The sequence below is a fragment of the Gelidimonas denitrificans genome (assembly GCF_055694065.1).
Map to the genome: position 1 here is coordinate 2,504,659 of NZ_CM146350.1, position 22,715 is coordinate 2,527,373.

The window sequence follows — 22,715 nt, forward strand, 5'->3', positions numbered from 1 at the left end:
GGAAAGTGGCATGTTTTAAAAATTAAGCATGGAGTATGCTTATTTCTGCAGTAAATGCAGCGGCGTAAACAATGCCTGCATCTGCGCATGCGCGATGAAAGACAGGTTGTATGGATGCTCGGACAACACCTGCGGAAAAGCATTAATCACCGGCAACGGTTGCAAGCGCTCGGCGATTTTTCCCCACAACACTAGCGTTGGGGCCGGCACATTTCGTACCTCGGCCCGCGCCGCCAATGCCTGCAAAACCACTTCCAGAAAAGGCAGCCAGGCACGCGCATCGTTGACCGGCGCCACTTCGGCCCGAAACACCAGCGAGGCATTCAGCAGCAAAAAACCTTGTGCCAGCATATTGCGCTGCAAGTCAGCCAGCGTTTGCACCAGCGGCGAGCCAATCGCACGCGCCTTCGACGCCACTTGCGCCATTGCTGCGCCCGACGTATTTTCCACTTGTAATTGGCCGTCTGCCACCAGCAGCATCTTGATGAAATTGCGCAGCGAAGTCGCCTTGTTCACCGGCTTCGACAAACCGCCGTCCGGCAGCGCCGACCACAAACCCGCCACCGCGCCATCCATGAAACACACGCCAGTCGCACTCTCGGCACGCGGATACGGCCCCTCGCCCACCAGCACATAACGCACCGCATCCAGCGGCTGCGCAAACGCCGCGAACAAACGCCCTTCCGTTGGCAGATACGCGCTGCTTGCCAGCGCCGGCAAATATCCGGCATCGGCGCGCGCCACCGCCCGCAAGCCGTCGCGCAATATCGGCTGCCAGGACACATGCGCGCCAGCCAGCGCATCCAGTATTGCGGTAGGAATCGTCATATATTACCCAGGAACAAAAGCAGTTCACAAAAAAAATATCAACACAAGACCGGCAATTTATCCAAACTTACGCTGCGCATCCAGCGCCAGCCCGGCACCGATGCTGCCGAAGCGGTCGCCTTCGACCTGTCTGGCATCCGGCACCACGGAAGCGATTCTTTCCCGCAACAGTCGCACCCCGCTGGAGCCGCCGGTGAAGAACACGGTATCGACCGCGGCGGCCGTTATGCCGGCGTCGCGCAGCAGACTGGCGACGGTGCTTTCGATGCTGCCGACCAGGCCGTGAATGGCGGCCTCGAAATCGGCCCGGTGAACCGCCAGCGTCTGCGGCGGCGACATGCGGTCGAGATCGAGTTGAATCAGATCGGCGTCCGACAGCGCGATTTTGCCCAGCTCCATCTGGCCGGCCAGCCAGTGGCCGGCGCGCTGGTCGATCAGTGCATGCAGGCGGTCGAGCCGGTCACGCGCCGTGGCATCGCGATAAATATCCTGCAACTGAGCCCGGGTTTTCTGGGTGTAGGCAAGATTGATGTTGTGCCAGGTAGAAAGATTGAAATAAATGCTGGACGGTATCGTGCCGCCGTTATTGAGCGCACTGCCATAACCGAGCAGCGGCATCGCGCATGCCAGGCTCAGATATTTGTCAAAATCGGTGCCGCCCAGATGGACGCCGCCGGTGGCCAGAATATCGCTTCTGCGGTCGATCTTGCCGGCGCGCTGCGGCGACAAGCGCACCAGCGAAAAATCGGAAGTGCCGCCGCCGATATCGGCAATCAGCACCAGTTCTTCGCGCGCAATCTGCGATTCATAATCGAAGGCGGCGGCAATCGGCTCAAACTGGAAATCGATTTCCCTGAAGCCGACCATCTGGGCGACTTCGGCCAGCGTGTCCTGCGCCAGTCGGTCGGCGGTCGGATTGCCGTCGACAAAAAAGACTGGCCGGCCCAGCACCGCCCGGCTGAATGTGCGCCCGGCCGCGCTTTCCGCGCGCCGTTTCAGCTCGCCGATGAACTGCGCCAGCAGCGACTTGAACGCCATCGCGTTGCCCAGCACTTCGGTCTGGCCTTCCATCAGGCCGCTGCCGAGCAAGCTCTTCATCGAGCGCATCAGCCGCCCTTCCGCTCCGCTCAGATAACCGGCCAGCGCAGCGCGACCGTATTGCACGCTGTCGTCTTCGGCGTTGAAGAAAATCACCGACGGCAAGGTTGGTTTGCCATCCTCCAGCGCCAGCAAGGCCGGCTGACCAGGACGACTCCAGCCGACGGTGGAATTGGATGTTCCGAAATCAACTCCGCATGCGTCTGCCATGGCACTCTCATCAATCCAAAGGGCGCACATGATAAGCGATCCACCGGCTGCTGTCTTGACGCATCGCAGCGCGAGCTGCCGAACGGCCAACTGTACCAACGCTGCCAACGTCACTAACATCTCATTTGCTGGCGCTTGCGCAGCGGCGATACCGCATCGTTGACTGGCGCACTTCCAGAGATTCATCACGCGAGGCCGAGGCAATTTCGCTCATGATGCTCACTTCTTGTAAACGGTCGTTTTATCGACGATCCCAACGTGCATGTTTCGGCGCTTGCAGACATCACGCGTACTTGCCATTAACCTCACCATTTACCTCGCCTTTTAGCTCTGCATCAAGCACAATCCCGCTTGGCTTTCGCGTTTCTCAAGAGCATCATTAGAGGCTGATATTCCTTGTTCTATGAAATTTTGAGTTAGCGCACTAAATTGACAGCACCACCTATGACAATCGTTGCTTTTTTTGCAAAATTCAGGCTAATATGAAAATTTGGGTACAACTCTTGGTTACCATCGGGATCTCGCTGATTGTTGTTTGGTCAGGCGTGATCATTTGGCAAAATTATGTCTCTCGCGAAGTCGCCGTTGATCAGGCGCGTGGTTTTTCCCTTAGCATGCATGAAGTCACCATGGCAGGACTCACCAGCATGATGGTCACCGGCACGGTAAAAGACCGTGCTATTTTCCTCGACCAAATCAAGCAGCTCAACTCAATCCGTGATGTGCGTGTCATACGCGGCGATGGTGTCAGCAAGATGTTCGGAGCCGGCACAGCCAAGGATATATCCACTCCGGACGCACTCGAAAAACAGGTGCTGGACACCGGCAAAGAAATCATTCGCGTCGAATCCGACAGCAACGGCGAATATCTGAGGGCGGTGCGCCCGACTCTGGCCCAAAAAAATTACCTCGGCAAGAATTGCATGATGTGCCACCAGGTGCCAGAAAATACTGTGCTGGGTGTCGTCAGCATGAAAATCTCGCTGGACGAAGCCAACGAGGCCTTGGCCAGGCAGCGCCTCAAATTGATTCTCGCCGCCATCCTCACTTGCATCCCGGTGCTGCTCCTGATCTACCCTTTCATTCGCAAAGTCGTCACGCAGCCGCTGGAAGCGGGAATACGGATCGCCAATGGCATCGCCGCCGGCGATTTGACGCAAGAAATTGAAGTTAACTCGACCAACGAAATGGGGACGCTGCTGCAGGCGTTGAAAGACATGAATGGAAGTCTGGTGCGGATCGTGGGCCAAGTGCGCCAGGGAACCGATACCATTTTCAGCGCTTCCAGCGAAATCGCCAGCGGCAACGCCGATCTTTCCTCCCGTACCGAATTACAAGCCAGTTCACTGGAAAAGACCGCTTCCTCGATGGAAGAACTGACTTCCACCGTCAAGCAAAACGCCGCTAATGCGCACCAAGCCAACCAGCTCGCCATGTCCGCATCGGAAGTCGCGGTCAAGGGCGGCGCGGTCGTCTCGCACGTGGTCGACACCATGGAATCGATCAATGCTTCGTCCAAAAAAATTGTCGATATCATTGGCGTGATCGATGGCATCGCGTTTCAGACCAATATTTTGGCCTTGAATGCCGCAGTGGAAGCCGCCCGCGCCGGCGAACAGGGGCGCGGCTTTGCGGTCGTCGCCGCCGAAGTGCGCAGCCTGGCGCAACGTTCGGCCGCAGCCGCAAAAGAGATCAAGGGCCTGATCGGGGACTCGGTCGAAAAAGTCGATACCGGCAGCGCGCTGGTGCATCAGGCCGGCGCCACCATGACAGAGATCGTCGACAGCATCCGACACGTCACCGACATCATGGGCGACATCAGCACAGCGAGCAACGAACAAACGGCAGGCATCGAGCAAGTCAACAACGCAATTATCGAGATGGACAACGTCACCCAAAAAAATGCCGCACTGGTGGAAAAAGCCGCCGCTGCAGCACAATCCTTGCAGGATCAGGCAGCTCACCTGGAACAGGTCGTCAGTGTCTTCAAATTGGAAGTGAAACATGACGATGTAAATAGTTAAGCATTGGTTTGAATAGATTTGCCTTCCGGCATTCGAGGAGTCCCGATGAATTCTGATGAACAAGCCATTCGCAATCTCGTCGCGCTTTGGCACAGCGCGACCGCTGCCGGTGATATTGATACCGTTCTCAATCTGATGGCTGAAGAGGCTGTCTTCCTGGTGGTCGGACATCCGCCGATGCGAGGTCGCAGTGCGTTCGAAAGCGGGCTTCGCGCTCTGCTCGCCAAGCATCGCATCGAGTCCACTGGCGACGTGCAAGAAGTCGAGGTTTCAGGCAGCCTCGCCTACTGCTGGACGAATCTCAAGGTCCGAATCATCCCGCTCGCCGGTGGAAGTGCTGCCGTCCACACTGGCAGCGCGGTATCTATTCTTCGCAAGCAGGCGAGTGGTGCGTGGGTAGTAGTGCGGGACGCCAACATGTTGTCTCCGGCAGCGTGACGCCTGACCATTTCAGGCGAGAGTCACAACGTGAAAACTAAGCCCTAATTTTTTAAAGCGTCGTTGTTTGCGTTATTCATAAGAATTTTTATTTCGGCGTAGTCGCTTGCCGATAATGGAATTTCCAGTTTCGTTTTCGTGCAAGACGATGGTTCGCTGAAAATTAGCGGAATTCTCATACACTTGTACCGCATCCAATCTAGATTCCGTCCACCGCTCAAACCTGCGTTACTTTCATTAGACTGGTATTTGGTGGGAACAGCGCATCTTCAGCCCTCGATTTTAAGATCGGCAGTGACTTTGCACTCTGCCAGCAAAACTTTTCAAGTTTGTACGGCAAAATACACTGGTGGCGTCTTAAGCTAGAATGTGGCCCGGCTCGCGCCCAAGCTGCGAGTCAACGACGGGAATTTTAGGAGACCATGATGCAGTTAATTCTTTCGGCCGGATCGATCCTGGTCATTGTGTTGTGGGGCCTGCTGGCGCCGGCCTCCCTAAGCGGGGTGTTCGACCAAGCGCTCGTATTCATCACCCGCAACTTCGGTTGGCTTTATCTCTGGGTCGTGCTGGGACTCGTGATCTTGGCGATCATACTGGCCTTCAGCCGCTACGGCGACCTGAAGCTCGGCGGCGAAGACGACGAGCCCGAGTTCTCGATTGGCGCCTGGTTCTCAATGCTGTTCGCCGCCGGCATGGGCATCGGACTGGTGTTCTGGGGCGTGGCCGAGCCGATCTCGCATTTCGGCGCAGCGCCGCCCGGTCTCGTCGCAGGCACACCCGAGGCGGCCAACGCCGCCATGCGCTACAGCTTCTTTCATTGGGGACTGCACCCGTGGGCGGTGTACAGCATCGTCGCACTGGCGATCGCGTTCTTCCAGTTCCGTCGCGGCGGCGCGGCGCTCGTCAGTACCGCGGTCGAAGCGCTGCCGTGGCGCTTCGCGCAGCATGCCGCGGTGCTGGTCAATGTGCTGGCGGTGATCGCCACTGCGTTCGGTGTGGCGGCATCGCTAGGCATCGGCGCATTGCAGATCAACAGCGGCTTGCACGCGGTTTTCGGTTTGCCGGTAAGCAATGCATCGCAGGTCGGCATCATCGCGGTAACGACTGCGCTGTTCCTCGTCTCGGCGGTAACGGGTGTCGAGCGCGGCATCAAGTGGCTGTCCACCTTCAACCTGCTGGTAGCGGCCGCGCTTGCGTGCGCGGTTTTTGTGCTGGGGCCGACGGTGGCGATCATCGATACTTTCACCAACACGCTGGGCAGCTACATGAGCGAATTCGTGCGCATGAGCCTGCGCATGACGCCGTTCCGCGACAGTAGCTGGGTCGGCGGTTGGACCGTTTTCTACTGGGCCTGGTGGATCTCGTGGTCGCCTTTCGTCGGCTTGTTCATCGCGCGCGTGTCGCGTGGACGCACGATCCGCGAGTTCATCATCGGTACTGTTCTCGCGCCTACGCTGGCGGCTTTCGTCTGGTTTTCGGTGTTCGGCGGCACCGCGTTGTACATGGAGATCTGGCAGGGTGTGCCGCTCGCCGAAGCGGTGAAAACCGATGTGTCGACGGCGCTGTTCGCGATGTTCAACGCGCTGCCGCTGGGCGGCCTGATGTCGGGCGTGGCTACTATATTGGTGCTGGTCTTTTTCGTCACGTCGGGCGACTCGGCCACACTGGTGCTGGGCATGATGAGCACTGGCGGCAATCCAAATCCGCCGGCCCGGGTCAAAGTGCTATGGGGCTTGCTGGTCTCGGGCATCGCGATCAGCCTGTTGCTGGCGGGCGGCTTGAAAGCGGTGCAGACGGCGACGATTGTGTTTGCGCTGCCCTTCACCATCGTCATCGTATTGATGGCGGTATCGTTGTGGCGCGGAGTACGTGAAGATTGGCGGGAAGAACAGCGGCAAGAGAAGCTGCTGCGCCGGCGCATGCGCGAGATCGCCTCGAAGCAAACCGAGTTGGAGCGCTGACATGGCAATCGAATTGTTACTGGTGCTTGGCAAAAGCTTCCTATTCGTGCTGGCGGCGATCCTGCCGATTCTCAATCCCGCTGCGACTGCACCATTCTTCCTCGGCCTGACCGAGGGTGCGTCGGCCGCCACGCGGGCGCTGCTGGCACGGCGCATCGCGGTCAACGTGTTGGCCCTACTGGCGGGTTCAATGCTAGTCGGCTCCTACGTGCTGGCCTTCTTCGGTATCTCGCTGCCAATCGTGCGCATTGGCGGCGGAATGATCGTGGCCGCCAACGCATGGCGCTTGCTCAACGCCAGCGCTGTCGGCGCAGATAATCGCACCGAGCTGGCCGAAGCCTTCACCGCCGAACAGGCCAGCAGCAAGGCCTTTTACCCGCTGACGTTCCCGATCAGTTGCGGCCCGGGGTCGATCGCGACAGCGATCACGGTCGGCGTTGCGCTGCACGACGAAAATCTACCGCTGTCGCTGGTGCGCACAGGCGGCGGCGTGCTGGCGCTGCTGGTGATCGGCTGCGTGCAGTACCTGGCGTTCCGCTACGCCCAGCGCCTGCTTAAGCCTCTGGGCGAAGCAGGCACCGTCATTTTCCTGCGCCTGTCCGCCTTCATCCTGCTGTGCCTGGGCGTACAGATCGTCTGGGACGGCGCCAGCGAACTGCTGCGCAGCGTGCTGCTGGCGCCGGGCGCCGGCTGAACGAGTCGCGCTGCATGCTCCCGCGCCGCCGAGGCATCGCCTAGCCAATTGGCCCGACGCGGAATCAACCGGCTAACCAACGTGGCACATGACATCTGAAGAAGTATAAATAGCGATGGGCCTGCCGACGGCTGCCGGCAAACCCCTTTTGATGCATCCATCAACACATCCGTGAATACTTCCAACCTCCGTGGGAATTATATTTACTATGATGGGTATATCGAAAAACATGTAGTTTTTCGTATATATATGTTGCTAATATAAAATATACTCCATTAATTTTGAATAAGATTCGAACCCTCGCTGGCACTTTGGCAGCTGTTCCGAGGCATTCCATTGCCGCTCTTTTTTCGTGCTTTTCGTGTCTTTCATGGACAAATACTTAACCTCAGTGCTTAAAAAAACCGCCGCTTGTTGCCAAGCGGCGGTTTGTGGAGGTTTAAAGAACGCAGGCCAGCTTTTGGCCGCTGCTTTTAATCGCTGCTATTGGCAAACCCAAGCAACTGCAGCAGGCTGGTGAACAAGTTGAAAATGGTCACAAACAGCGTCACTGTCGCCATCACGTAGTTGGTTTCGCCGCCGCGGATGATTTCACTGGTCTGGTACAGGATCAGGCCCGACATCAGCAATACGAAGACTGCGGACACCGTCAGCGACAATGCAGGAACCTGCATGAAGATGCCTACCAGCCCAGCCAGAAACGCGACCAGAATACCGACCGTCAAAAAGCCGCCCATGAAGGAAAAATCGCGCTTGGAAACCAGCGCATAGGCTGACAGCCCCATGAATATGGCTGCGGTGCCGCCCATTGCCATCATCACTGTCTGGCCGCCGTTAGGCAGTTTCAGGTACATGCTGATGATCGGCCCCAGCGTGTAGCCCATGAAACCGGTCAGGGCAAACACCAAGGCGACGCCGAGACCGCTATCGCGGTTTTTGGTGACCAGATACAGTAGTCCGAAGTAACCCACCATCGTGATGATGAGGCCGGGATGCGGCAATCCCAATGCGATAGAGGCTCCAGCGGTTAATGCGCTGAAAGCCAGACATACGGAAAGCAGCATGTACGTGTTGCGCAGCACCCGATGCGCAGAAGCGTCCAGTCCCTGCGTGGCTGATGAAGCCGGCGGGACATGGATGCGCGTGTCATTAAATCGATTATTCATGTTCATTCCTTTTTGATGATTTCAAAAAAATTCAGGCAAATTCCGGTAGCGGCATCGCATGCTTCGTATGGGAGAACGACTTAGCCCGCGACAAAAGCCGCTGCACTGTGTAAGCCGCCCGATGGATCGCACGGTCAATTGTCGCATTTATAGCATGCCCTGTTTCTGTAACAACGATATCAGGCAGACCCGGTACGCTCAACTTGATCAGGCAGCGCTTGTCGACTCCGCCCTTTGGGCCATTTACATCGCTGATATGCACTGTCACGGCGCGAATGTTGTGCCGAATCCTGTTTAGCGCAAAATCCAACCGACGTGTCGCATAATCGCGTAATGCACGACTCGTTTTCAAACCCTTGGCAACACCCTTAGCAACAATAACTGGCTTCATTGTGGACTCCTGTCGTTATTTACAAGTTCATGCTATTGGGTTTCTCCATCATGTAAAAGCGAAGATAATATGAATATTACTTCATAAAAGCAGAACTATGAAATCAACCGGATTAAATTTTCACCACCTTTATTATTTTTGGGTGGTCGCCAAGGAAGGCGGCGTGACGCGCGCCGCCGAGCGGCTCGGGGTTGCAGTGCAGACCATCAGCATGCAGCTCAGTCTGCTGGAGCAATCGATCGGAAAGTCTTTGCTTACTCAGCAAGGCCGCCGGCTGGTGCTGACCGAAGCCGGCAGAATGGCGCTGGGTTACGCCGATCAGATATTTTTGCTCGGCGAACAAATGCAGGAAGCGCTGGCCGAAAATGATATCGGCCGCACCATTCGTTTAACGGTGGGCATTTCCGACGCCCTGCCCAAACTGGTGGCCTACCGCTTGCTGGAAGCGGTGCTGCAGATGCCGGACAAGGTCCGACTGACGTGCTACGAAGGCAAGTTCGAGTCCTTGCTGGCCGACCTCGCCTTGCACAAGCTTGATCTGGTGCTAACCGATCGCCCTGTCAGCCCGGGCACCAGTTTGCGGGTGTTCAGCCATTTGCTAGGCGAATGCGAGATCATGCTGTTTGGCATCCCCGCTCTCGCACAAAAATATAAAGAGGGTTTTCCGGCCAATCTGAACGGTGCGCCTCTGCTGATGCCCACCCGCAATAGTGCGGTTCGCGGCCAAGTCGATCAATGGTTTGAACTGAATGATCTGCATCCGGAGATCGTCGGCGAATTTGAAGATAGCGCACTCCTCAAGACTTTCGGGCGCAGCGGGCTGGGCTTGTTTCCAGCCCCATCGTTGCTGGCCAAAGACATCGAAGTGCAATTCGGCGCCGTGCCCATCGGAGATTTGCCGGGCGTGCAGGAACAGTTTTACGGCATCCTGACCGAAAGGAAAATCAAGCATCCTGCGGTGGAAGCGATTCTCTCGGCCGCACATGCGAGCTTTGTCAAACCGGTCTGAGCAAAACGCGCGGTTGATGGTCGAATTCGCCTTTGCGCTTACAACTTGTTACAGGGCTTACGCATTGATGCTAGCGCGGCCCGGTGATTTGGACTTTAATGGAACCATACCTAAAGGAATTAACGTGAAAAAATATCTCACCTTTGCAGCCGGATTACTGACTTGCGCCAGCCTGATGTTGGGTAGCGCGCCGGCATTCGCCCGCTCCGATGTCAGCGTTGGCATAAATATTGGTATTCCGGGTATTTATCCGGGAGCTGTGTATGTGGAACCGCAACCGGTCTATGTTGAACCGCGGCCGGTGTATGTACAACAACAACCGCGCGTGATCTATACCCAGCCGCGTCCGGTGTATTACCAGGGGCGACAATGGGAGGATAGGGAATATCGCGGTCGCCACTGGAAAGACAAGGAACATCGTGGCGGCCACGGAAAACATCGTGGTCATGACCGCGGCGATGATTGATAAGCGCCTTTGATTGGATGCATCGGGGTGCATAAAGTTACCCACATCTTTTGTGGATAACTTTGTGTGTAACTATAATTCAAAGTTTCAAGTTGTTGAATATAAACGGTTTATATTGATTGTCTATAAATCAGGCACTTGTACTAAAGATGTTGAGCGGCGTTGAAAAGTATATTACTGCCGCATTTGTCAAGAGGTCCAGCCATGAAAACATTAGCAAAACGTTTGGCACTTTGTCTCATTACGCTATCCACCCTGGGCGGCTGTGCAGTATATGGACCGCCAAGCTATCCAGCCACTTATTACGACCCAGACCCTTACAGCCAGCCGCAGGCAGTATATGTAGCGCCGCCCGTTTATGCAGCTCCGGTGTATGTGGGGCCGCCATTATTCCTCAATTTCGGATTTCGATCCGGCGGCGGTCATCGTGGACATGGCGGGGGCGGTCGCGGCCATGGTGGCGGTCGCGGTCACAGGTAAGCAGTCACACTCTGTATTTAACGTAGATGCATCACGATTACTGAGATGCATCTACGGACGCGGCAACTGACGCCGGTCGCGTGCGTTACCCCAGTCGCACAAGCCCAATTCCGATATATGGTGCATCTCGCCATCGCGGTCTACGCTGTAATCCTTGAAAACGATTTTTTCATGCAACTGCGCGTTGGATGAGATCCGGGTGTATTCAAACAACACACTGCGCACCACTTGGGCGCCGGCGCAGAGATGGCTGCCGTGTCCGATCCAGGTCGGGCCAACGATCTTGCAGCCAGCCTCGATATGCGAACCCGAACCGATATACACCGGTCCCTCGATGACCGTGCCTTCCCAATCGATGCGGGTATTGAGTCCGACCCAAAGCCCCTCTTCGATCTGCAATCCCGGCATATCCATCTGCGCCAAGCCGCCCGTCATGACGCTTTGCGAGACCGACCAGAAATCCTTGACGCTACCGATATCGATCCAGTTGAAACGGCGATTCTGCGCATAGAACGCGCCCCCTTGCCGCGCCAGCAACGGGAATAATTCCGAACCGATATCAAACACCTGGCCCGACGGGATCAGATCAAGCACTTCCGGCTCGAAGATATAAATGCCGGTACTGACATGGTTGGACAGCGCGTCTTGCTGCCGGGGTTTTTCCTGGAAAGATTGAATCCGGCCATCGGGGTCGGCCACCACCACCCCATAGTCAGGCACTTTATCCCACGGCACTTCCTTGGTGATAATGCTGGCTAGCGCGCCCTTGCGCTTGTGTTCGAACAGTGCCGACTGGATATCGAGGTCGATCACTGCGTCGCCGCACAGAACGATCGTGGTTTCATCGAAGAAGCCGCCGAACTCTTGAATCTTCTTCATGCCACCGGCCGAGCCGAGCGGTTGCGGCACCACTTCGCCGGCGTCGTTGGTATAGCCTTCAAACGAATAGCCGATATGGACGCCGAACTGATTGCCGTCACCAAAGTATTCCTCGATTTTGTCGTGCAGATAACTGACGTTGACCATGATTTCGCGCACGCCATGCTGGGCCAGATGCTTGATCAGATAGGCCATTACCGGCTTGCCCAGGATCGGAATCATCGGTTTCGGCAAATCGTAGGTCAAAGGCCGTACCCGTGTACCCTTGCCGGCAGCCAGAATCATTGCTTTCATGAATTCCTTTCAGGAGCGTTTTTTTGTGCGCTTTGCGCGGTGTACGTCGATTGTTGCAAGATCGCGGCGACTTCGGTGTCATCCACCGCGGTAAAGTCGCGGTAAAACTGGCTTACCGCACGGAAATCGGCAACTGTCAGCAGGCACACCACTGCATCGGCAAAAGGCGCTACGGCTTTGATGCTCTCGGGTGGTGCGACGGGAGTAACGCAAATGAGGGTGTCGGGGTGTTGCAAGCGAACTGCCTTGAGCGCCGCAATCATGGTCGAACCGGTTGCGATGCCGTCATCCAGCACCAGCACGATGCGCCCCTGCGCACTGATGGCGGGCCGGTGCGGCAGGTACGCGCTGCGGCGTTTTCGCATCAATTCCATCTGCTGCTGTTGTTCCGCTGCCAGGCTGGTGGCGTCGATGTCGCTGACATCCACCTCCAGGTTCATAGTGGTGTTGCCAGCTTCATCGATCGCACCGATCGCATATTCCGGATTGCCGGGCGCTCCCAGTTTGCGCACCAGCACGATATCAAGCTCGCCACCCAAACGTTCGGCGATAATCTTTCCCATCGGCACCGCTCCGCGCGGAATGGCGAGAATGAGCGGGTTACACCCTCGATATGCCTGCAGACAATCAACCAGTTTTTCCGCAGCATCTGCGCGGTCTGCGAAGCCCTGAAACGATGTATGCATGGCGCTTGATCTCCTTCACACCAAGAATAGTGGCGACCAACGAGACTGTGTTGCGCATCCTCAAACCCGGCGCAAGCAGATGGACAGGTTGCGGACGAGTCGAGTCTAGGCCGAATGCCGGCGGGCTGGCGGGCGTATGCCACCGCGCCATCCTTCAGTTTTTTGGAGGATAAAAAAATCCGGCCTGAGCCGGATTGTTTATTTTTAAGTTCAAATTTTTCAAGAGCAAATTAAACCGCATCCGTCCCGGTTTCGCCGGTGCGGATGCGCACCACTTGCTCGACATTCTGGACAAAAATCTTGCCGTCGCCGATTTTGCCGGTGCGCGCCGCCTTGATCACTGCATCGACCACATTGTCAACCACGCTGTCGTCGACCACGATTTCAACCTTCACTTTCGGCAGGAAATCGACCACGTACTCAGCGCCGCGGTACAGCTCGGTATGGCCTTTCTGGCGGCCGAAGCCTTTGACTTCAGTTACGGTCAGGCCGGCGACGCCGACTTCAGCCAGCGCTTCGCGGACTTCATCCAGTTTGAACGGCTTGATGATGGCGGTAACTTGTTTCATGGGGGCTCCTTTAGGGTATTGTAAAAATGGTGTAGTGGCTGATTATTCGGAAAAGCAGGAAGTGATCGGATAACGCCAGTCGCGCCCGAACGCCCGGTGCGTGATGCGGATGCCTACCGGCGCCTGACGCCGCTTGTATTCGTTGATTTTGATCAGGCGCGTGATGCGTTCCACGTCTTCCTGGCGGTAGCCTGCAGCGAGAATCTCGGCAATGCTCAAATTCTGCTCCATATACATCTGCATGATGGCGTCCAGTATTTCGTAAGGCGGCAATGAATCCTGATCGGTCTGATCGGGCCGCAACTCGGCCGATGGCGCACGGGTCAGAATGCGGCTTGGAATGACGTCGGACAGCGTATTGCGATAATCGCACAAACGGTACACCAGCGTCTTGGCGATATCCTTGATCACCGCGAAGCCGCCCGCCATGTCGCCGTACAAAGTGCAGTAACCGACCGCCATTTCGCTTTTATTGCCGGTGGTCAGCACAATCGTGCCGTGCTTGTTCGACAGCGCCATCAAAATGGTGCCGCGGATGCGGGCCTGAATGTTTTCTTCGGTGGCATCTTCCTTGAGCCCCTTGAATTCCTCGGCCAAGGTAGTGCGGAAGGCGTCAAAGCAATCGTTAATCGGAATTTCATCGTAGCGCACGCCGATCCGACTGACCATCTCGCGTGAATCCAGCCATGAAATGTCGGCCGTATACTTTGATTGCATCATCACCGTGCGCACGCGATCGGCACCCAGCGCATCGACTGCAATCGCCAGCGTCAATGCGGAATCGACGCCGCCCGAGAGGCCGATGAGCACACTGGGAAAGCCATTCTTGCCGACATAATCGCGCACGCCCAGCACCAACGCCTGATACACCTGAGCCTCGATTGGCAACGCATTGGCGACATGACTACTTTGCGGCACGCCATCGACGAATTCGATCACCTGCAACGCCTCTTCGCAATGCGCCAATTGCGCGCAAACGCCGCCGGCGGCGTCCATCACGAACGAATTGCCGTCGAAAATCAGTTCATCCTGCCCGCCGACCAGATTCGCATACACCAGCGCCAAGCCTTGCGCACTGACGTTTTCGCGCATGACATTAAAACGCACGTCCTGTTTGTTCATGTGATAGGGCGAACCGTTTGGAATCAGCAGCACTTGCGCGCCGGCGGCCCTGGCGCGCAACGGCGTGTGCGCAGACCAGGCGTCTTCACAGATGTTGATGCCGAATGCGACACCCTTTACCTGGAACACCACCGGCGTGTCATCCGGGGAAAAATAGCGCTTCTCGTCAAACACAGTGTTATTCGGCAATGCAAACTTGCAATAGGTCGCCAGCACCGCTCCATTAACCAGCACCGAGGCCGCGTTGTACTGCGCGCCATCGCGCATGATCGGATGGCCGACTACCACATGCAAGTCCTTGAACTGGGCCAGGTCGGCTGCCAGCGCGTCGAAAGTTTCAGCGGTTTTTGCGTAAAATGCCTGACGCAGCAGCAAATCTTCCGGCGGATAGCCGACCAGGGATAGTTCGGGCGTAAGCACGATATCGGCGCCCTGCGCCGCGGCGCGGCGGGAAAAATCGAGGATTTTGGCGCGATTGCCGGCCAGGTCTCCGACGATGCTGTTGATTTGGGCGATGGCGACTTTAACTGTCATGATAAAAAAATAATGGAATCCGGCGAATGATGCTGCAGCAATTACGCAGCGCATGAATTATTTAACTGATGTTACGTATTGTCCACGAAAGACACGAAAAGCACGAACCGCCCTCAGCACACAATGCGTTTCGTAAAAACAGGGTGTATCACCATTTTCATGGCATTTCACGCATATATTGATTGCGGATATAAAATATACCCAGTTCAATATTGAGCATGTTCCGAAGCTTCACTTCAGCGTGCAGTACTTGTTCCGGCGCATTCCAGTGCCACTTTTTTTTCGTGCCTTTCGTGTTTTTCGTGGCCATTGTTTTTCCACATGATGCACATGCAGAACCGCAGTTATTTAAAATTTAATTCGGGCCGGATCAATAAAATCAGGCACAAAAAAAGCACGAAAAAAACACAAAACAAGGCGAACGAACCTATGAATTATCGCACGCGAATCATCTCTTCCCTGTCGGAGGTTGGTCAACACGATTGGGATGCGCTGGTGCAACTGCAAACCGACGCCAACCCTTTCTTGTCCTTCGCCTTCCTGGACGCGCTGCATGCGACCGGCTGCGCCAGCTTTGATACCGGCTGGCAGCCGCAATACTTAACGCTGTGGCAAGACGATGCGCAGGGAAATGCGCAACTGGCAGCGGCGCTGCCGCTGTATGCGAAATTCCATTCCTACGGCGAATACGTGTTCGACTGGGCCTGGGCCGATGCCTATCAGCGCCACGGCCTGGAATATTATCCAAAGCTGCTGGCGGCAATCCCGTTCACCCCGGTCACCGGCAGCCGCTTGCTGGCGCGCGATGATGCGGCCCGCGCAGCTCTGATACAAGTATTGCGCGCATTGCAGGCCGACAGCGCGGTATCGTCCTGCCACATCCTGTACCCGCCGCAAGCCCAAGCCTTGCAGCTGGAGCAAGCCGGTTACCTGTTGCGCACCGGCGTGCAATTTCACTGGATCAATGCCGGCTATCGGCATTTCGACGATTTTCTGTCCACGCTGGAGCACAAAAAGCGCAAGAACATCCGTGCCGAGCGGCGCAAAGTCGCTGAGGCCGGCATCACTTTCCGGCATATTGCGGGCAGTTGCGCGACCGAATCGGACTGGGCGTTTTTCAACCGCTGCTATGCCAACACGTATGCCGAACATCACTCTTCGCCCTATCTGAATCTGGAATTTTTCCTGCGCATCGGCGCTGCCATGCCGCAGAATATCCTGCTGATCGAGGCGCTGCGCGACGGCCGCCCGATTGCCTGCTCGCTATTGATCCACGATCAAAACACCCTGTACGGCCGCTACTGGGGCGCGCTGGAGCATGTGCCATGCCTGCACTTTGAAACCGCGTATTACCAGCCGCTGGAATTCTGCATTGCGCACCGCATCGGCTGCTTTGAAGGCGGCGCGCAGGGCGAGCACAAGATGGCGCGCGGCTTCCTGCCGCAAAAAACCTGGTCCGCGCACTGGCTGGCGCACCCGGGTTTTGCCGATGCAATCGAACGTTTCCTGACGCGTGAAAGCGGCGGCATCGAGGCGTATATGGATGAATTGAACGAGCGCAATCCGTTCAAACCGGCGCAGACCCGGACGCGCCAAACCTGAAGGTTACATTGGGCTAATTCCCTTTAACGTGAAAGTCGCGTAGCGACTCACTTCGCTCCCCTCTCCCGCTTGCGGGAGAGGGGTCGGGGGAGAGGGCGGCCATGGCGCTTTCATGTGTTGGAGTGACATTTTCGCCATGGCCGTTAGGGCTTGCCGTAGTTCATTGGCATAAACTGCAACCGCTCCCAGGGGAATCCATTCAAGACTGCGTAGGAAGGTTTGCCGCCGAACAGCGCGATATAGGGATCAATTTGTCCGAGCGCCGTGTAGGATTTTGGATTCTGCGCCCGAATCGAGATTGCGCCCGCCTTGTCCCATACTATGAAACCGTATTTCTGCGCCGCTTTTGCAATGATTTTGCCTGCAGTGGTCATGCCAAGCGCGTCAACATTGACGGCAGGGTCAAGACGAAAGCGCAGCCCTTCCGGAATGCGATTCGGGGCAAGCCCGGGGTTCCATCCGTCGGAGCGCTTGGCCGGCCAGGAGAACACGTTGTAAGACTCCGTTTCGACCAGAGAAATACCGATCGCATGGCGAATTTCGCCACGGCGCAATTCTTCCGCTGTGATTTGCCCGCCGATGAATGGCAATCCGGTCGCGGTAGTGCCATACGGGCGCGACCAGGTTCCATCGCTAGTGTTGGTGTTTGCCATCTTGCCGCCCCAGCACCCCTGCCACTGCCCCGCCACATTGCGCGTTACCCAAAATTCCCACAGCGTATTTGTGGATGGCTGATAAATTGTCATCTCGGCATCGGTGCCGTTGGCAGGCACAGCGTAAGACGGTATCGGCACCGCTGCCCACTGCGCCTCCAATGCCGTTTCAGGATAGGTTTTGTTCTGACAGTTCCAATAAGCCACCTTTGTGGTCGGCGTGTTTGCCGCTGCGATAAATACCGGGCTGGCGTATGACCAGGTGTTGATGTTGACCGTGCCGTAATAGGTCTGTTTCTGGCGCAGGAAATCGGCGACGAAACCGGCCGAGTTGGCGTGTAGCGGTGCATTGACCGGGATCGCCGAATACCAAAAGCTGGTAGCTGCAAATACCGCGTCTGTAAGCACGGGTGCAGAGCTCGAAACGCCGGCTGATTGCGCACCGCCGGGGAAATTGGCATCGCCATTCACCAATGCACGCACGACAGCCTGCCCGGTCCATGCCGGCGCGGCGGAACAACTTGCGGTCGCACTATTAACCGTGTTGCTTCTCAACGCCGACTGGCAAATCGTCGCTTGATTGGCGTCTCGAATTGTCACGGTGCCGCTTGGCGTACCGTTCACCACCCGTGAATCGGTAGCGACGACGGTGGAATATGTCAGCGACATTCCTGGCGCTAGCGGGTTGGGGCTGGCGGTCAGCGTCACGGTGACGGGGCTGACGGTGACGCTTGTATTTACGCTATCGCCGCTGGTCGCAGTAGCAGTGATGACGGTACTGCCGACCGCGATGGCTTGCACAACTCCGGTTGCGGCATCGATGGTTGCCACGGCCGGATTACTCGAGCTCCACTTTGGCGCCGCCGATTCAGGCGACGCAACCGCAGCCGACATCGTGATCGGCTTTCCAACGATCATATAAGGATCTAGCGGCGATATCATCACACTTGTCTCCGCGGCCTGTGATTGCCTACTTGAAGCTGACGTCTCTTCCGCCGGAAGCTGAGCGCCAGCCCCACCTGAAGCCGACGTCTGTTCCGCCAGAGGCTGAGTGTGAGCGCCAGCCGTGAGATCCTCGCCGCTTCCGCCGCCGCAGGAGAATAGCCCGATACTGAGCAACAGCATCATTGACCAAGTGATCAAGACGCGAAATCCATAAGCATAAGAAACGTTGCGCGGCATGCTGATACCTCTTGAGTAAAATTTGTCTTATTGACCACCCTTCCATGAATACAATTGTTTGGAAGGCCGACATTGAGATATTGGCGTGAGACTACCTCTTCAGCATCGCCCTTCCTTGCGGGAACGCAAGGAAGGGCGATGCTGAAAAATTCCAATGCTGCAAAAACCTGCAACATTCTAAAGAAACTTCTGAAGCAAACTGTTCTCGGCCGTTAAAAAAACAAGCGTCAATACGCTCTGTTGCCAATCAATGCATCAATTCTCAATAAGCCATACATAAGATATGTTGCAATATGTTGCATCCCGCATCTCAACTAGACAGGAATACACATGGACCAACAATTTGAAGATGGCTTGCGCATGCGCAAGCTAGTAATGGGCGACACTTTTGTGGAGAAAGCGTTTGCCGGCGTCGATAGTTTCACAGCGCCGCTGCAGGAATTCGTCACGCGCAACGCCTGGGGCACGGTCTGGTGCCGCGACGGGCTGGACCTCAAAACCCGCAGCCTGATGACGCTCTCGATGCTCACTGCGCTGGGCCGTGCGCATGAAATCCGGGGCCATGTACGGGGCGCGGTCAACAACGGCGCCAGCATGCAGGAAATCCAGGAAGTGCTGCTGCACGCCAGCGTGTATTGCGGCATGCCGCTGGCAATCGACGCATTCCGCTCGACGCACGAAGTGCTCAAGGAAATGGACATGATTCAGGAGACATTGCCATAAATTGCGGAGTATTTATGAAGCCGGCTTATTTATATGCGGTAGGTATCGCAATTTTAGACATATACCAGGCAGTATAAAATATCCGCTGACACTGTGGCGAGCAACCGACGGATGCAGCAGCCATCACTTTTACTTATAGCCCTATCCCGATTCAATATTTCCCACTGGAGACCCATCGTCCTACACTGTGTTTCACAGCAGTGCCAGTACCAACATGAGGCGGCCAAACACCATGGCCATAGCGCTCGCACCTTACCGGGTGTCTGCGCATACCCAGTCACTTTGGATTACCAATCCAAAAACGCATTGGGTAGTCAACTCAGCGTGGGAACTGCTGGTTTATTTTTCACCCTCCTCCGCCACACTTAGTTACAACACTTACCGCTACGCCATCGCGACGCCCCGCTCCAGAGGTTATGATGCGCCATCATTAACGCGCAAACGGATGGATCGCATGGACCTCAAAAAACTCGCCAATCTCCTGCTCGTACTCGGAATTGTATTGCTGCTGGCGGCAATTGCATGGTGGGTCAATTTTTATTCCCCGATCATGAAAGACCTGAATGCGCCGCTGTCGGACGCACTGGATTGCCTGTATTCAAACGCCGGCGCTTGCAACCTGGCATCCGGCATTACCCAGCTATTGGGCAAGACTCCGTACAACCCAACGCTCTTCCTGGCCGGTGCCGGCGCAACCTGCGCCGGCGTATTGCTGCGATTGACGGCCAAGTCGCCCCGATAGGCGTGCTGCATCTATCTTAAAATAAAGCAAAATCGAATGACGGGCGATGCGGCCCTTCATGCAATGAATGCGGAAAGAATAGTTAACATGTCCGATTCTAAAATAGGCACTTCACCCTCGCGCCTCGACCGCTTGAACCAGGTCATCGCGTCCCATATCGCCGATGGGCTGATCCCGGGCGCGATGATGCTGATTGCGCGCCGCGGCAAAATCATCCATCAACAAGCACTGGGGCGGCAAGCGCCGGATGACGCGACGCCGATGCGGACCGACTCGATTTTCCGCATTTTCTCGATGACCAAACCGATCGTCTCGGTAGTGGCGATGATGCTGGTGGAAGAAGGCCGCCTGCTGCTGAGTCACCCGGTGTCGCGCTATTTGCCGCAGTTGGCCAATCTACAGGTCGGCCTGACCCTGAGCGGGCCGGAAGGCCAGCCGGCGCTGGGCTTGGCGCCCGTGCAGCGCGAGATGACGGTGCAGGATTTGCTGCGCCACACGGCCGGCCTGACCTACGGCATCTTCGGCGCATCGCTGGTGAAATCCAGTTACAACGCAGCCGGCATCGGCGGCCCCGACACCACCAACCAGAGCCTGATCGAAAAGCTCGGCACCCTGCCGCTGGAGTCTCAGCCCGGCACCACGTGGGAATACAGCCGCGCCACCGACGTGCTGGGCGCGCTGCTAGAACGGTTGTGCGGCAAGCCTCTCGATGCAATCTTGGAGGAACGCATTTTCGCGCCGCTGGGAATGCACGACACCGGATTCTGGGTGCCACCCGAGCAACAGCATCGTCTGGCCGAAGGCTTTGCGATCGATCCAGTCACGCAGCAAGCCGTGCATCTGCTGAACGTGCGCGAGCGGCCGCAATTTTTGTCCGGCGGCGGCGGGCTGGTGTCAACCGCGCACGATTACTGGCGCTTCGCCAACATGCTGCTGCGCGGCGGCGAACTGGACGGCGTGCGCATCCTGTCGCGCAAACTGGTGGCCCTGATGACCAGCGATCATCTGGCCAGCCTGCCGCAAGCAAAGTCCGGCGCCAATTATCTGCCCGGCCCCGGCTACGGCTTTGGACTCGGCTTTGCGGTGCGCACCGCCGCCGGCGAATCGACGATCCCGGGCTCAATCGGCGATTATCACTGGAGCGGCTTGGCAGGCACCTATTTCTGGAACGATCCGCAAGAGCAACTGAGCGCGATCTGGATGGTGCAAGCGCAGGAACAGCGCGAATATTATCGCCAACTGTTTCGCAACCTGGTCTATGCAGCGTTGCCGGACTGAAGGATTGAAGCAGTACGGCCAATCTCCGGCACGCTCACGACACTAGCTAAAACTTACATTCAAAAATACCCGATGCCCACCCATACCTTCCTCTGGCACGATTACGAAACCTTCGGCTTGCAAACGCGCCGTGACCGTCCGGCCCAATTTGCCGCTATCCGCACCGATGCCGAGCTCAATGAAATCGGTGAACCGATCATGCTGTACTGCCAACCGGCATCGGACTATTTGCCCGATCCGCAGTCATGCCTGATTACCCACATCACGCCGCAACAATGCCTGCAAAATGGCGTGCCGGAACATCAATTCGCCGCTCAGATCGAGCAGGCGTTCAGCCAGGCCGGCACCATTGGCGTGGGCTATAACACGATCCGTTTCGACGATGAAGTCACCCGTTTCCTGTTCTGGCGCAATCTGATCGATCCGTATGCGCGCGAATGGCAAAACAGCTGCGGGCGCTGGGATATTCTCGACATGGTGCGCACCACCTATGCGTTGCGCCCGGACGGAATCAACTGGCCCAAGCAAGAGGACGGCCGCCCCAGTTTCCGGCTCGAAAAATTGACGGCCGCCAACGGCATCAGCCATGTCGCAGCGCACGATGCGCTGTCGGACGTGCGCGCCACCATCGCCCTGGCGCGTTTGATCCGCCAGCATCAGCCCAAACTGTTCGACTTTTGCCTTGCCCTGCACAAAAAAGAGCGCGTCTCCACCGAAATCGGCTGGCCGCTGCAAAAAACTTTCTTGCACGTATCCGGCATGTTCGCCGCCGAGCGCGGCTGCATCGCCCCGATGTGGCCATTGGCCGCGCATCCGAACAACAAGAATGAAATCATCGCCTGGGATCTGACATACGATCCGGCGGAACTGGCCGCGCTGGACGCCGCCACCATCCGCCAGCGCATGTTCAGCAAGACTGAAGATTTGCCGGAAGGCATGACGCGACTGCCGATCAAAACCATCCACTTGAACAAGTCGCCGGTCGTGATCGGCAATCTGAAAACTCTGTCGAGCAAGATGGCCGGCCAATGGGGCATCGACCTCGGCACTGCGCAGCAATACGCGGTCACAGCCGCCAGCCTGCCCGATCTGAGCAGCATCTGGCGCGCAGTTTTCCAGCGCCCCGAGGCAGAAACAGTCATTGATGTGGATGAGGATCTGTATGGCGGTTTTGTCAGCAACGAAGATCGCCGCAGCCTGAACCGCTTGCGCACGCTGAACCCGGAACAGTTGGCAAGCGCGAAAGTCAGCTTCGCCGACGCCCGGCTGGAAGAACTGCTGTGGCGCTACCGCGCCCGCAACTTCCCGCACACGCTGTCGCCCGCAGAAACCGCAACCTGGGAAGCGCACCGCGCCGCGCGCTTGTTCGGCGGTGCCGCCGGCGCGCGCACGATAGATGCGCTGTTTGGCGAAATCGATACATTATCGGAAAGCGCAGACGAACACGGTGAAGAAACCTTGGGCGCACTGTATGACTACGCTGAAATGATTGCACCGGTACGGCGTTAAAACATTGCTGAACAATTCCCGTTATTTGATAATAAATATGGGGGTATGCTGATAAATAGTGCAATAGCCGCTTTATTCTATTGCAATGTTAAAGATACATGCACATGTATACTTTTTGACGTAGGAAGCGCAGGATGCGCGCAAAAATGCCGTCAAGCGCAAGGTAACTCTGCTATA

General features: G+C 56.6%; 21 protein-coding genes. 11 read left to right on the plus strand and 10 right to left on the minus strand.

What is annotated here, in order from left to right:
* Positions 1-39: 39 nt before the first annotated feature.
* Together FKCLFG_RS11680 and FKCLFG_RS11685 are read right to left on the minus strand one after the other, a co-directional pair.
* A complete protein-coding gene (locus FKCLFG_RS11680) occupies positions 40-828 on the minus strand; it encodes a uracil-DNA glycosylase family protein (protein ID WP_472613260.1) in 789 nt (262 codons plus the stop codon).
* Between the two features lie 57 nt (positions 829-885).
* Positions 886-2,136 carry an Hsp70 family protein gene (locus FKCLFG_RS11685; protein WP_472613261.1) on the minus strand — a complete coding sequence of 417 codons (1,251 nt, stop codon included), beginning with the start codon at positions 2,134-2,136 and terminating at the stop codon, positions 886-888.
* Positions 2,137-2,618: 482 nt separating this feature from the next.
* On the opposite strand from FKCLFG_RS11685, the gene FKCLFG_RS11690 reads away from it, so the two are divergent.
* The 4 genes from FKCLFG_RS11690 (at position 2,619) to FKCLFG_RS11705 (ending at position 7,253) form a co-directional block, all read left to right on the plus strand.
* Positions 2,619-4,160 carry a methyl-accepting chemotaxis protein gene (locus FKCLFG_RS11690; protein ID WP_472613262.1) on the plus strand — a complete coding sequence of 514 codons (1,542 nt, stop codon included), beginning with the start codon at positions 2,619-2,621 and terminating at the stop codon, positions 4,158-4,160.
* Between the two features lie 45 nt (positions 4,161-4,205).
* Positions 4,206-4,598 (plus strand): YybH family protein, encoded by a 393-nt coding sequence (locus FKCLFG_RS11695; protein WP_472613263.1) that lies wholly within the window; start codon positions 4,206-4,208, stop codon positions 4,596-4,598.
* Positions 4,599-5,023: 425 nt separating this feature from the next.
* Complete coding sequence (locus tag FKCLFG_RS11700) at positions 5,024-6,559, plus strand: BCCT family transporter (protein ID WP_472613264.1); 1,536 nt, start codon at positions 5,024-5,026, stop codon at positions 6,557-6,559.
* A gap of 1 nt (position 6,560) precedes the next feature.
* Positions 6,561-7,253, plus strand: a complete 693-nt coding sequence (locus tag FKCLFG_RS11705; protein WP_472613265.1) for a MarC family protein — start codon at positions 6,561-6,563, stop codon at positions 7,251-7,253.
* A gap of 473 nt (positions 7,254-7,726) precedes the next feature.
* On the opposite strand, the gene FKCLFG_RS11710 is transcribed toward FKCLFG_RS11705, so the two are convergent.
* Both FKCLFG_RS11710 and FKCLFG_RS11715 read right to left on the minus strand, forming a co-directional pair.
* Complete coding sequence (locus FKCLFG_RS11710) at positions 7,727-8,419, minus strand: Bax inhibitor-1/YccA family protein (RefSeq protein ID WP_472613266.1); 693 nt, start codon at positions 8,417-8,419, stop codon at positions 7,727-7,729.
* A gap of 31 nt (positions 8,420-8,450) precedes the next feature.
* Positions 8,451-8,810, minus strand: coding sequence for an HPF/RaiA family ribosome-associated protein (locus tag FKCLFG_RS11715; RefSeq protein WP_472613267.1), 360 nt, complete (start codon positions 8,808-8,810; stop codon positions 8,451-8,453).
* A gap of 97 nt (positions 8,811-8,907) precedes the next feature.
* Between FKCLFG_RS11715 and nhaR the strand changes: the two genes are divergently transcribed.
* Positions 8,908-9,819, plus strand: a complete 912-nt coding sequence (gene nhaR, locus FKCLFG_RS11720; RefSeq protein ID WP_472613268.1) for a transcriptional activator NhaR — start codon at positions 8,908-8,910, stop codon at positions 9,817-9,819.
* Between the two features lie 124 nt (positions 9,820-9,943).
* Complete coding sequence (locus FKCLFG_RS11725) at positions 9,944-10,285, plus strand: PXPV repeat protein (RefSeq protein WP_472613269.1); 342 nt, start codon at positions 9,944-9,946, stop codon at positions 10,283-10,285.
* Positions 10,286-10,816: 531 nt separating this feature from the next.
* Here the strand turns inward: FKCLFG_RS11725 and FKCLFG_RS11730 are convergent.
* The 5 genes from FKCLFG_RS11730 to FKCLFG_RS11750 form a co-directional block, all read right to left on the minus strand.
* Positions 10,817-11,938, minus strand: a complete 1,122-nt coding sequence (locus tag FKCLFG_RS11730; protein WP_472613270.1) for a sugar phosphate nucleotidyltransferase — start codon at positions 11,936-11,938, stop codon at positions 10,817-10,819.
* Complete coding sequence (locus FKCLFG_RS11735) at positions 11,935-12,624, minus strand: phosphoribosyltransferase (RefSeq protein ID WP_472613271.1); 690 nt, start codon at positions 12,622-12,624, stop codon at positions 11,935-11,937. The genes FKCLFG_RS11730 and FKCLFG_RS11735 overlap by 4 nt, the downstream gene beginning before the upstream one ends.
* Positions 12,625-12,854: 230 nt before the next feature.
* Positions 12,855-13,193, minus strand: a complete 339-nt coding sequence (locus FKCLFG_RS11740; RefSeq protein WP_472613272.1) for a P-II family nitrogen regulator — start codon at positions 13,191-13,193, stop codon at positions 12,855-12,857.
* A gap of 42 nt (positions 13,194-13,235) precedes the next feature.
* On the minus strand, positions 13,236-14,849 hold the full coding sequence (locus tag FKCLFG_RS11745; RefSeq protein WP_472613273.1) for an NAD+ synthase: 1,614 nt from the start codon (positions 14,847-14,849) through the stop codon (positions 13,236-13,238).
* A 157-nt stretch (positions 14,850-15,006) separates the two neighbouring features.
* Complete coding sequence (locus FKCLFG_RS11750) at positions 15,007-15,159, minus strand: hypothetical protein (RefSeq protein WP_472613274.1); 153 nt, start codon at positions 15,157-15,159, stop codon at positions 15,007-15,009.
* Between the two features lie 119 nt (positions 15,160-15,278).
* Here FKCLFG_RS11750 and FKCLFG_RS11755 point away from each other — a divergent pair, with 119 nt between their 5' ends.
* Positions 15,279-16,451: a GNAT family N-acetyltransferase gene (locus FKCLFG_RS11755; RefSeq protein ID WP_472613275.1), complete on the plus strand. Its 1,173-nt coding sequence runs from the start codon at positions 15,279-15,281 to the stop codon at positions 16,449-16,451.
* A 143-nt stretch (positions 16,452-16,594) separates the two neighbouring features.
* Here the strand turns inward: FKCLFG_RS11755 and FKCLFG_RS11760 are convergent, their stop codons facing one another.
* Positions 16,595-18,286, minus strand: a complete 1,692-nt coding sequence (locus tag FKCLFG_RS11760) for an Ig-like domain-containing protein (RefSeq protein WP_472613276.1) — start codon at positions 18,284-18,286, stop codon at positions 16,595-16,597.
* Between the two features lie 330 nt (positions 18,287-18,616).
* On the opposite strand from FKCLFG_RS11760, the gene FKCLFG_RS11765 reads away from it, so the two are divergent.
* The 4 genes from FKCLFG_RS11765 to sbcB all read left to right on the plus strand — a co-directional run bounded on the left by FKCLFG_RS11765 (position 18,617) and on the right by sbcB (position 22,538).
* Positions 18,617-19,009 (plus strand): carboxymuconolactone decarboxylase family protein, encoded by a 393-nt coding sequence (locus FKCLFG_RS11765; RefSeq protein ID WP_472613277.1) that lies wholly within the window; start codon positions 18,617-18,619, stop codon positions 19,007-19,009.
* Between the two features lie 232 nt (positions 19,010-19,241).
* Complete coding sequence (locus FKCLFG_RS11770; RefSeq protein ID WP_472613278.1) at positions 19,242-19,751, plus strand: hypothetical protein; 510 nt, start codon at positions 19,242-19,244, stop codon at positions 19,749-19,751.
* Between the two features lie 87 nt (positions 19,752-19,838).
* Entirely contained in the window at positions 19,839-21,029 is a 1,191-nt protein-coding gene (locus tag FKCLFG_RS11775) for a serine hydrolase domain-containing protein (protein WP_472613279.1), read from the plus strand.
* A 72-nt stretch (positions 21,030-21,101) separates the two neighbouring features.
* Positions 21,102-22,538, plus strand: coding sequence for an exodeoxyribonuclease I (gene sbcB, locus FKCLFG_RS11780; protein ID WP_472613280.1), 1,437 nt, complete (start codon positions 21,102-21,104; stop codon positions 22,536-22,538).
* Positions 22,539-22,715: the final 177 nt, after the last annotated feature.

Coding starts and splice junctions, on each gene's coding strand:
- FKCLFG_RS11680 (WP_472613260.1), bottom strand. CDS start 828: ATGACGATTCCTACCGCAATACTGGATGCGCTGGCTGGCGCGCATGTG.
- FKCLFG_RS11685 (WP_472613261.1), bottom strand. CDS start 2,136: ATGGCAGACGCATGCGGAGTTGATTTCGGAACATCCAATTCCACCGTC.
- FKCLFG_RS11690 (WP_472613262.1), top strand. CDS start 2,619: ATGAAAATTTGGGTACAACTCTTGGTTACCATCGGGATCTCGCTGATT.
- FKCLFG_RS11695 (WP_472613263.1), top strand. CDS start 4,206: ATGAATTCTGATGAACAAGCCATTCGCAATCTCGTCGCGCTTTGGCAC.
- FKCLFG_RS11700 (WP_472613264.1), top strand. CDS start 5,024: ATGCAGTTAATTCTTTCGGCCGGATCGATCCTGGTCATTGTGTTGTGG.
- FKCLFG_RS11705 (WP_472613265.1), top strand. CDS start 6,561: ATGGCAATCGAATTGTTACTGGTGCTTGGCAAAAGCTTCCTATTCGTG.
- FKCLFG_RS11710 (WP_472613266.1), bottom strand. CDS start 8,419: ATGAATAATCGATTTAATGACACGCGCATCCATGTCCCGCCGGCTTCA.
- FKCLFG_RS11715 (WP_472613267.1), bottom strand. CDS start 8,810: ATGAAGCCAGTTATTGTTGCTAAGGGTGTTGCCAAGGGTTTGAAAACG.
- nhaR (WP_472613268.1), top strand. CDS start 8,908: ATGAAATCAACCGGATTAAATTTTCACCACCTTTATTATTTTTGGGTG.
- FKCLFG_RS11730 (WP_472613270.1), bottom strand. CDS start 11,938: ATGAAAGCAATGATTCTGGCTGCCGGCAAGGGTACACGGGTACGGCCT.
- FKCLFG_RS11735 (WP_472613271.1), bottom strand. CDS start 12,624: ATGCATACATCGTTTCAGGGCTTCGCAGACCGCGCAGATGCTGCGGAA.
- FKCLFG_RS11740 (WP_472613272.1), bottom strand. CDS start 13,193: ATGAAACAAGTTACCGCCATCATCAAGCCGTTCAAACTGGATGAAGTC.
- FKCLFG_RS11745 (WP_472613273.1), bottom strand. CDS start 14,849: ATGACAGTTAAAGTCGCCATCGCCCAAATCAACAGCATCGTCGGAGAC.
- FKCLFG_RS11750 (WP_472613274.1), bottom strand. CDS start 15,159: ATGGCCACGAAAAACACGAAAGGCACGAAAAAAAAGTGGCACTGGAAT.
- FKCLFG_RS11755 (WP_472613275.1), top strand. CDS start 15,279: ATGAATTATCGCACGCGAATCATCTCTTCCCTGTCGGAGGTTGGTCAA.
- FKCLFG_RS11760 (WP_472613276.1), bottom strand. CDS start 18,286: ATGCCGCGCAACGTTTCTTATGCTTATGGATTTCGCGTCTTGATCACT.
- FKCLFG_RS11765 (WP_472613277.1), top strand. CDS start 18,617: ATGGACCAACAATTTGAAGATGGCTTGCGCATGCGCAAGCTAGTAATG.
- FKCLFG_RS11770 (WP_472613278.1), top strand. CDS start 19,242: ATGGCCATAGCGCTCGCACCTTACCGGGTGTCTGCGCATACCCAGTCA.
- FKCLFG_RS11775 (WP_472613279.1), top strand. CDS start 19,839: ATGTCCGATTCTAAAATAGGCACTTCACCCTCGCGCCTCGACCGCTTG.
- sbcB (WP_472613280.1), top strand. CDS start 21,102: ATGCCCACCCATACCTTCCTCTGGCACGATTACGAAACCTTCGGCTTG.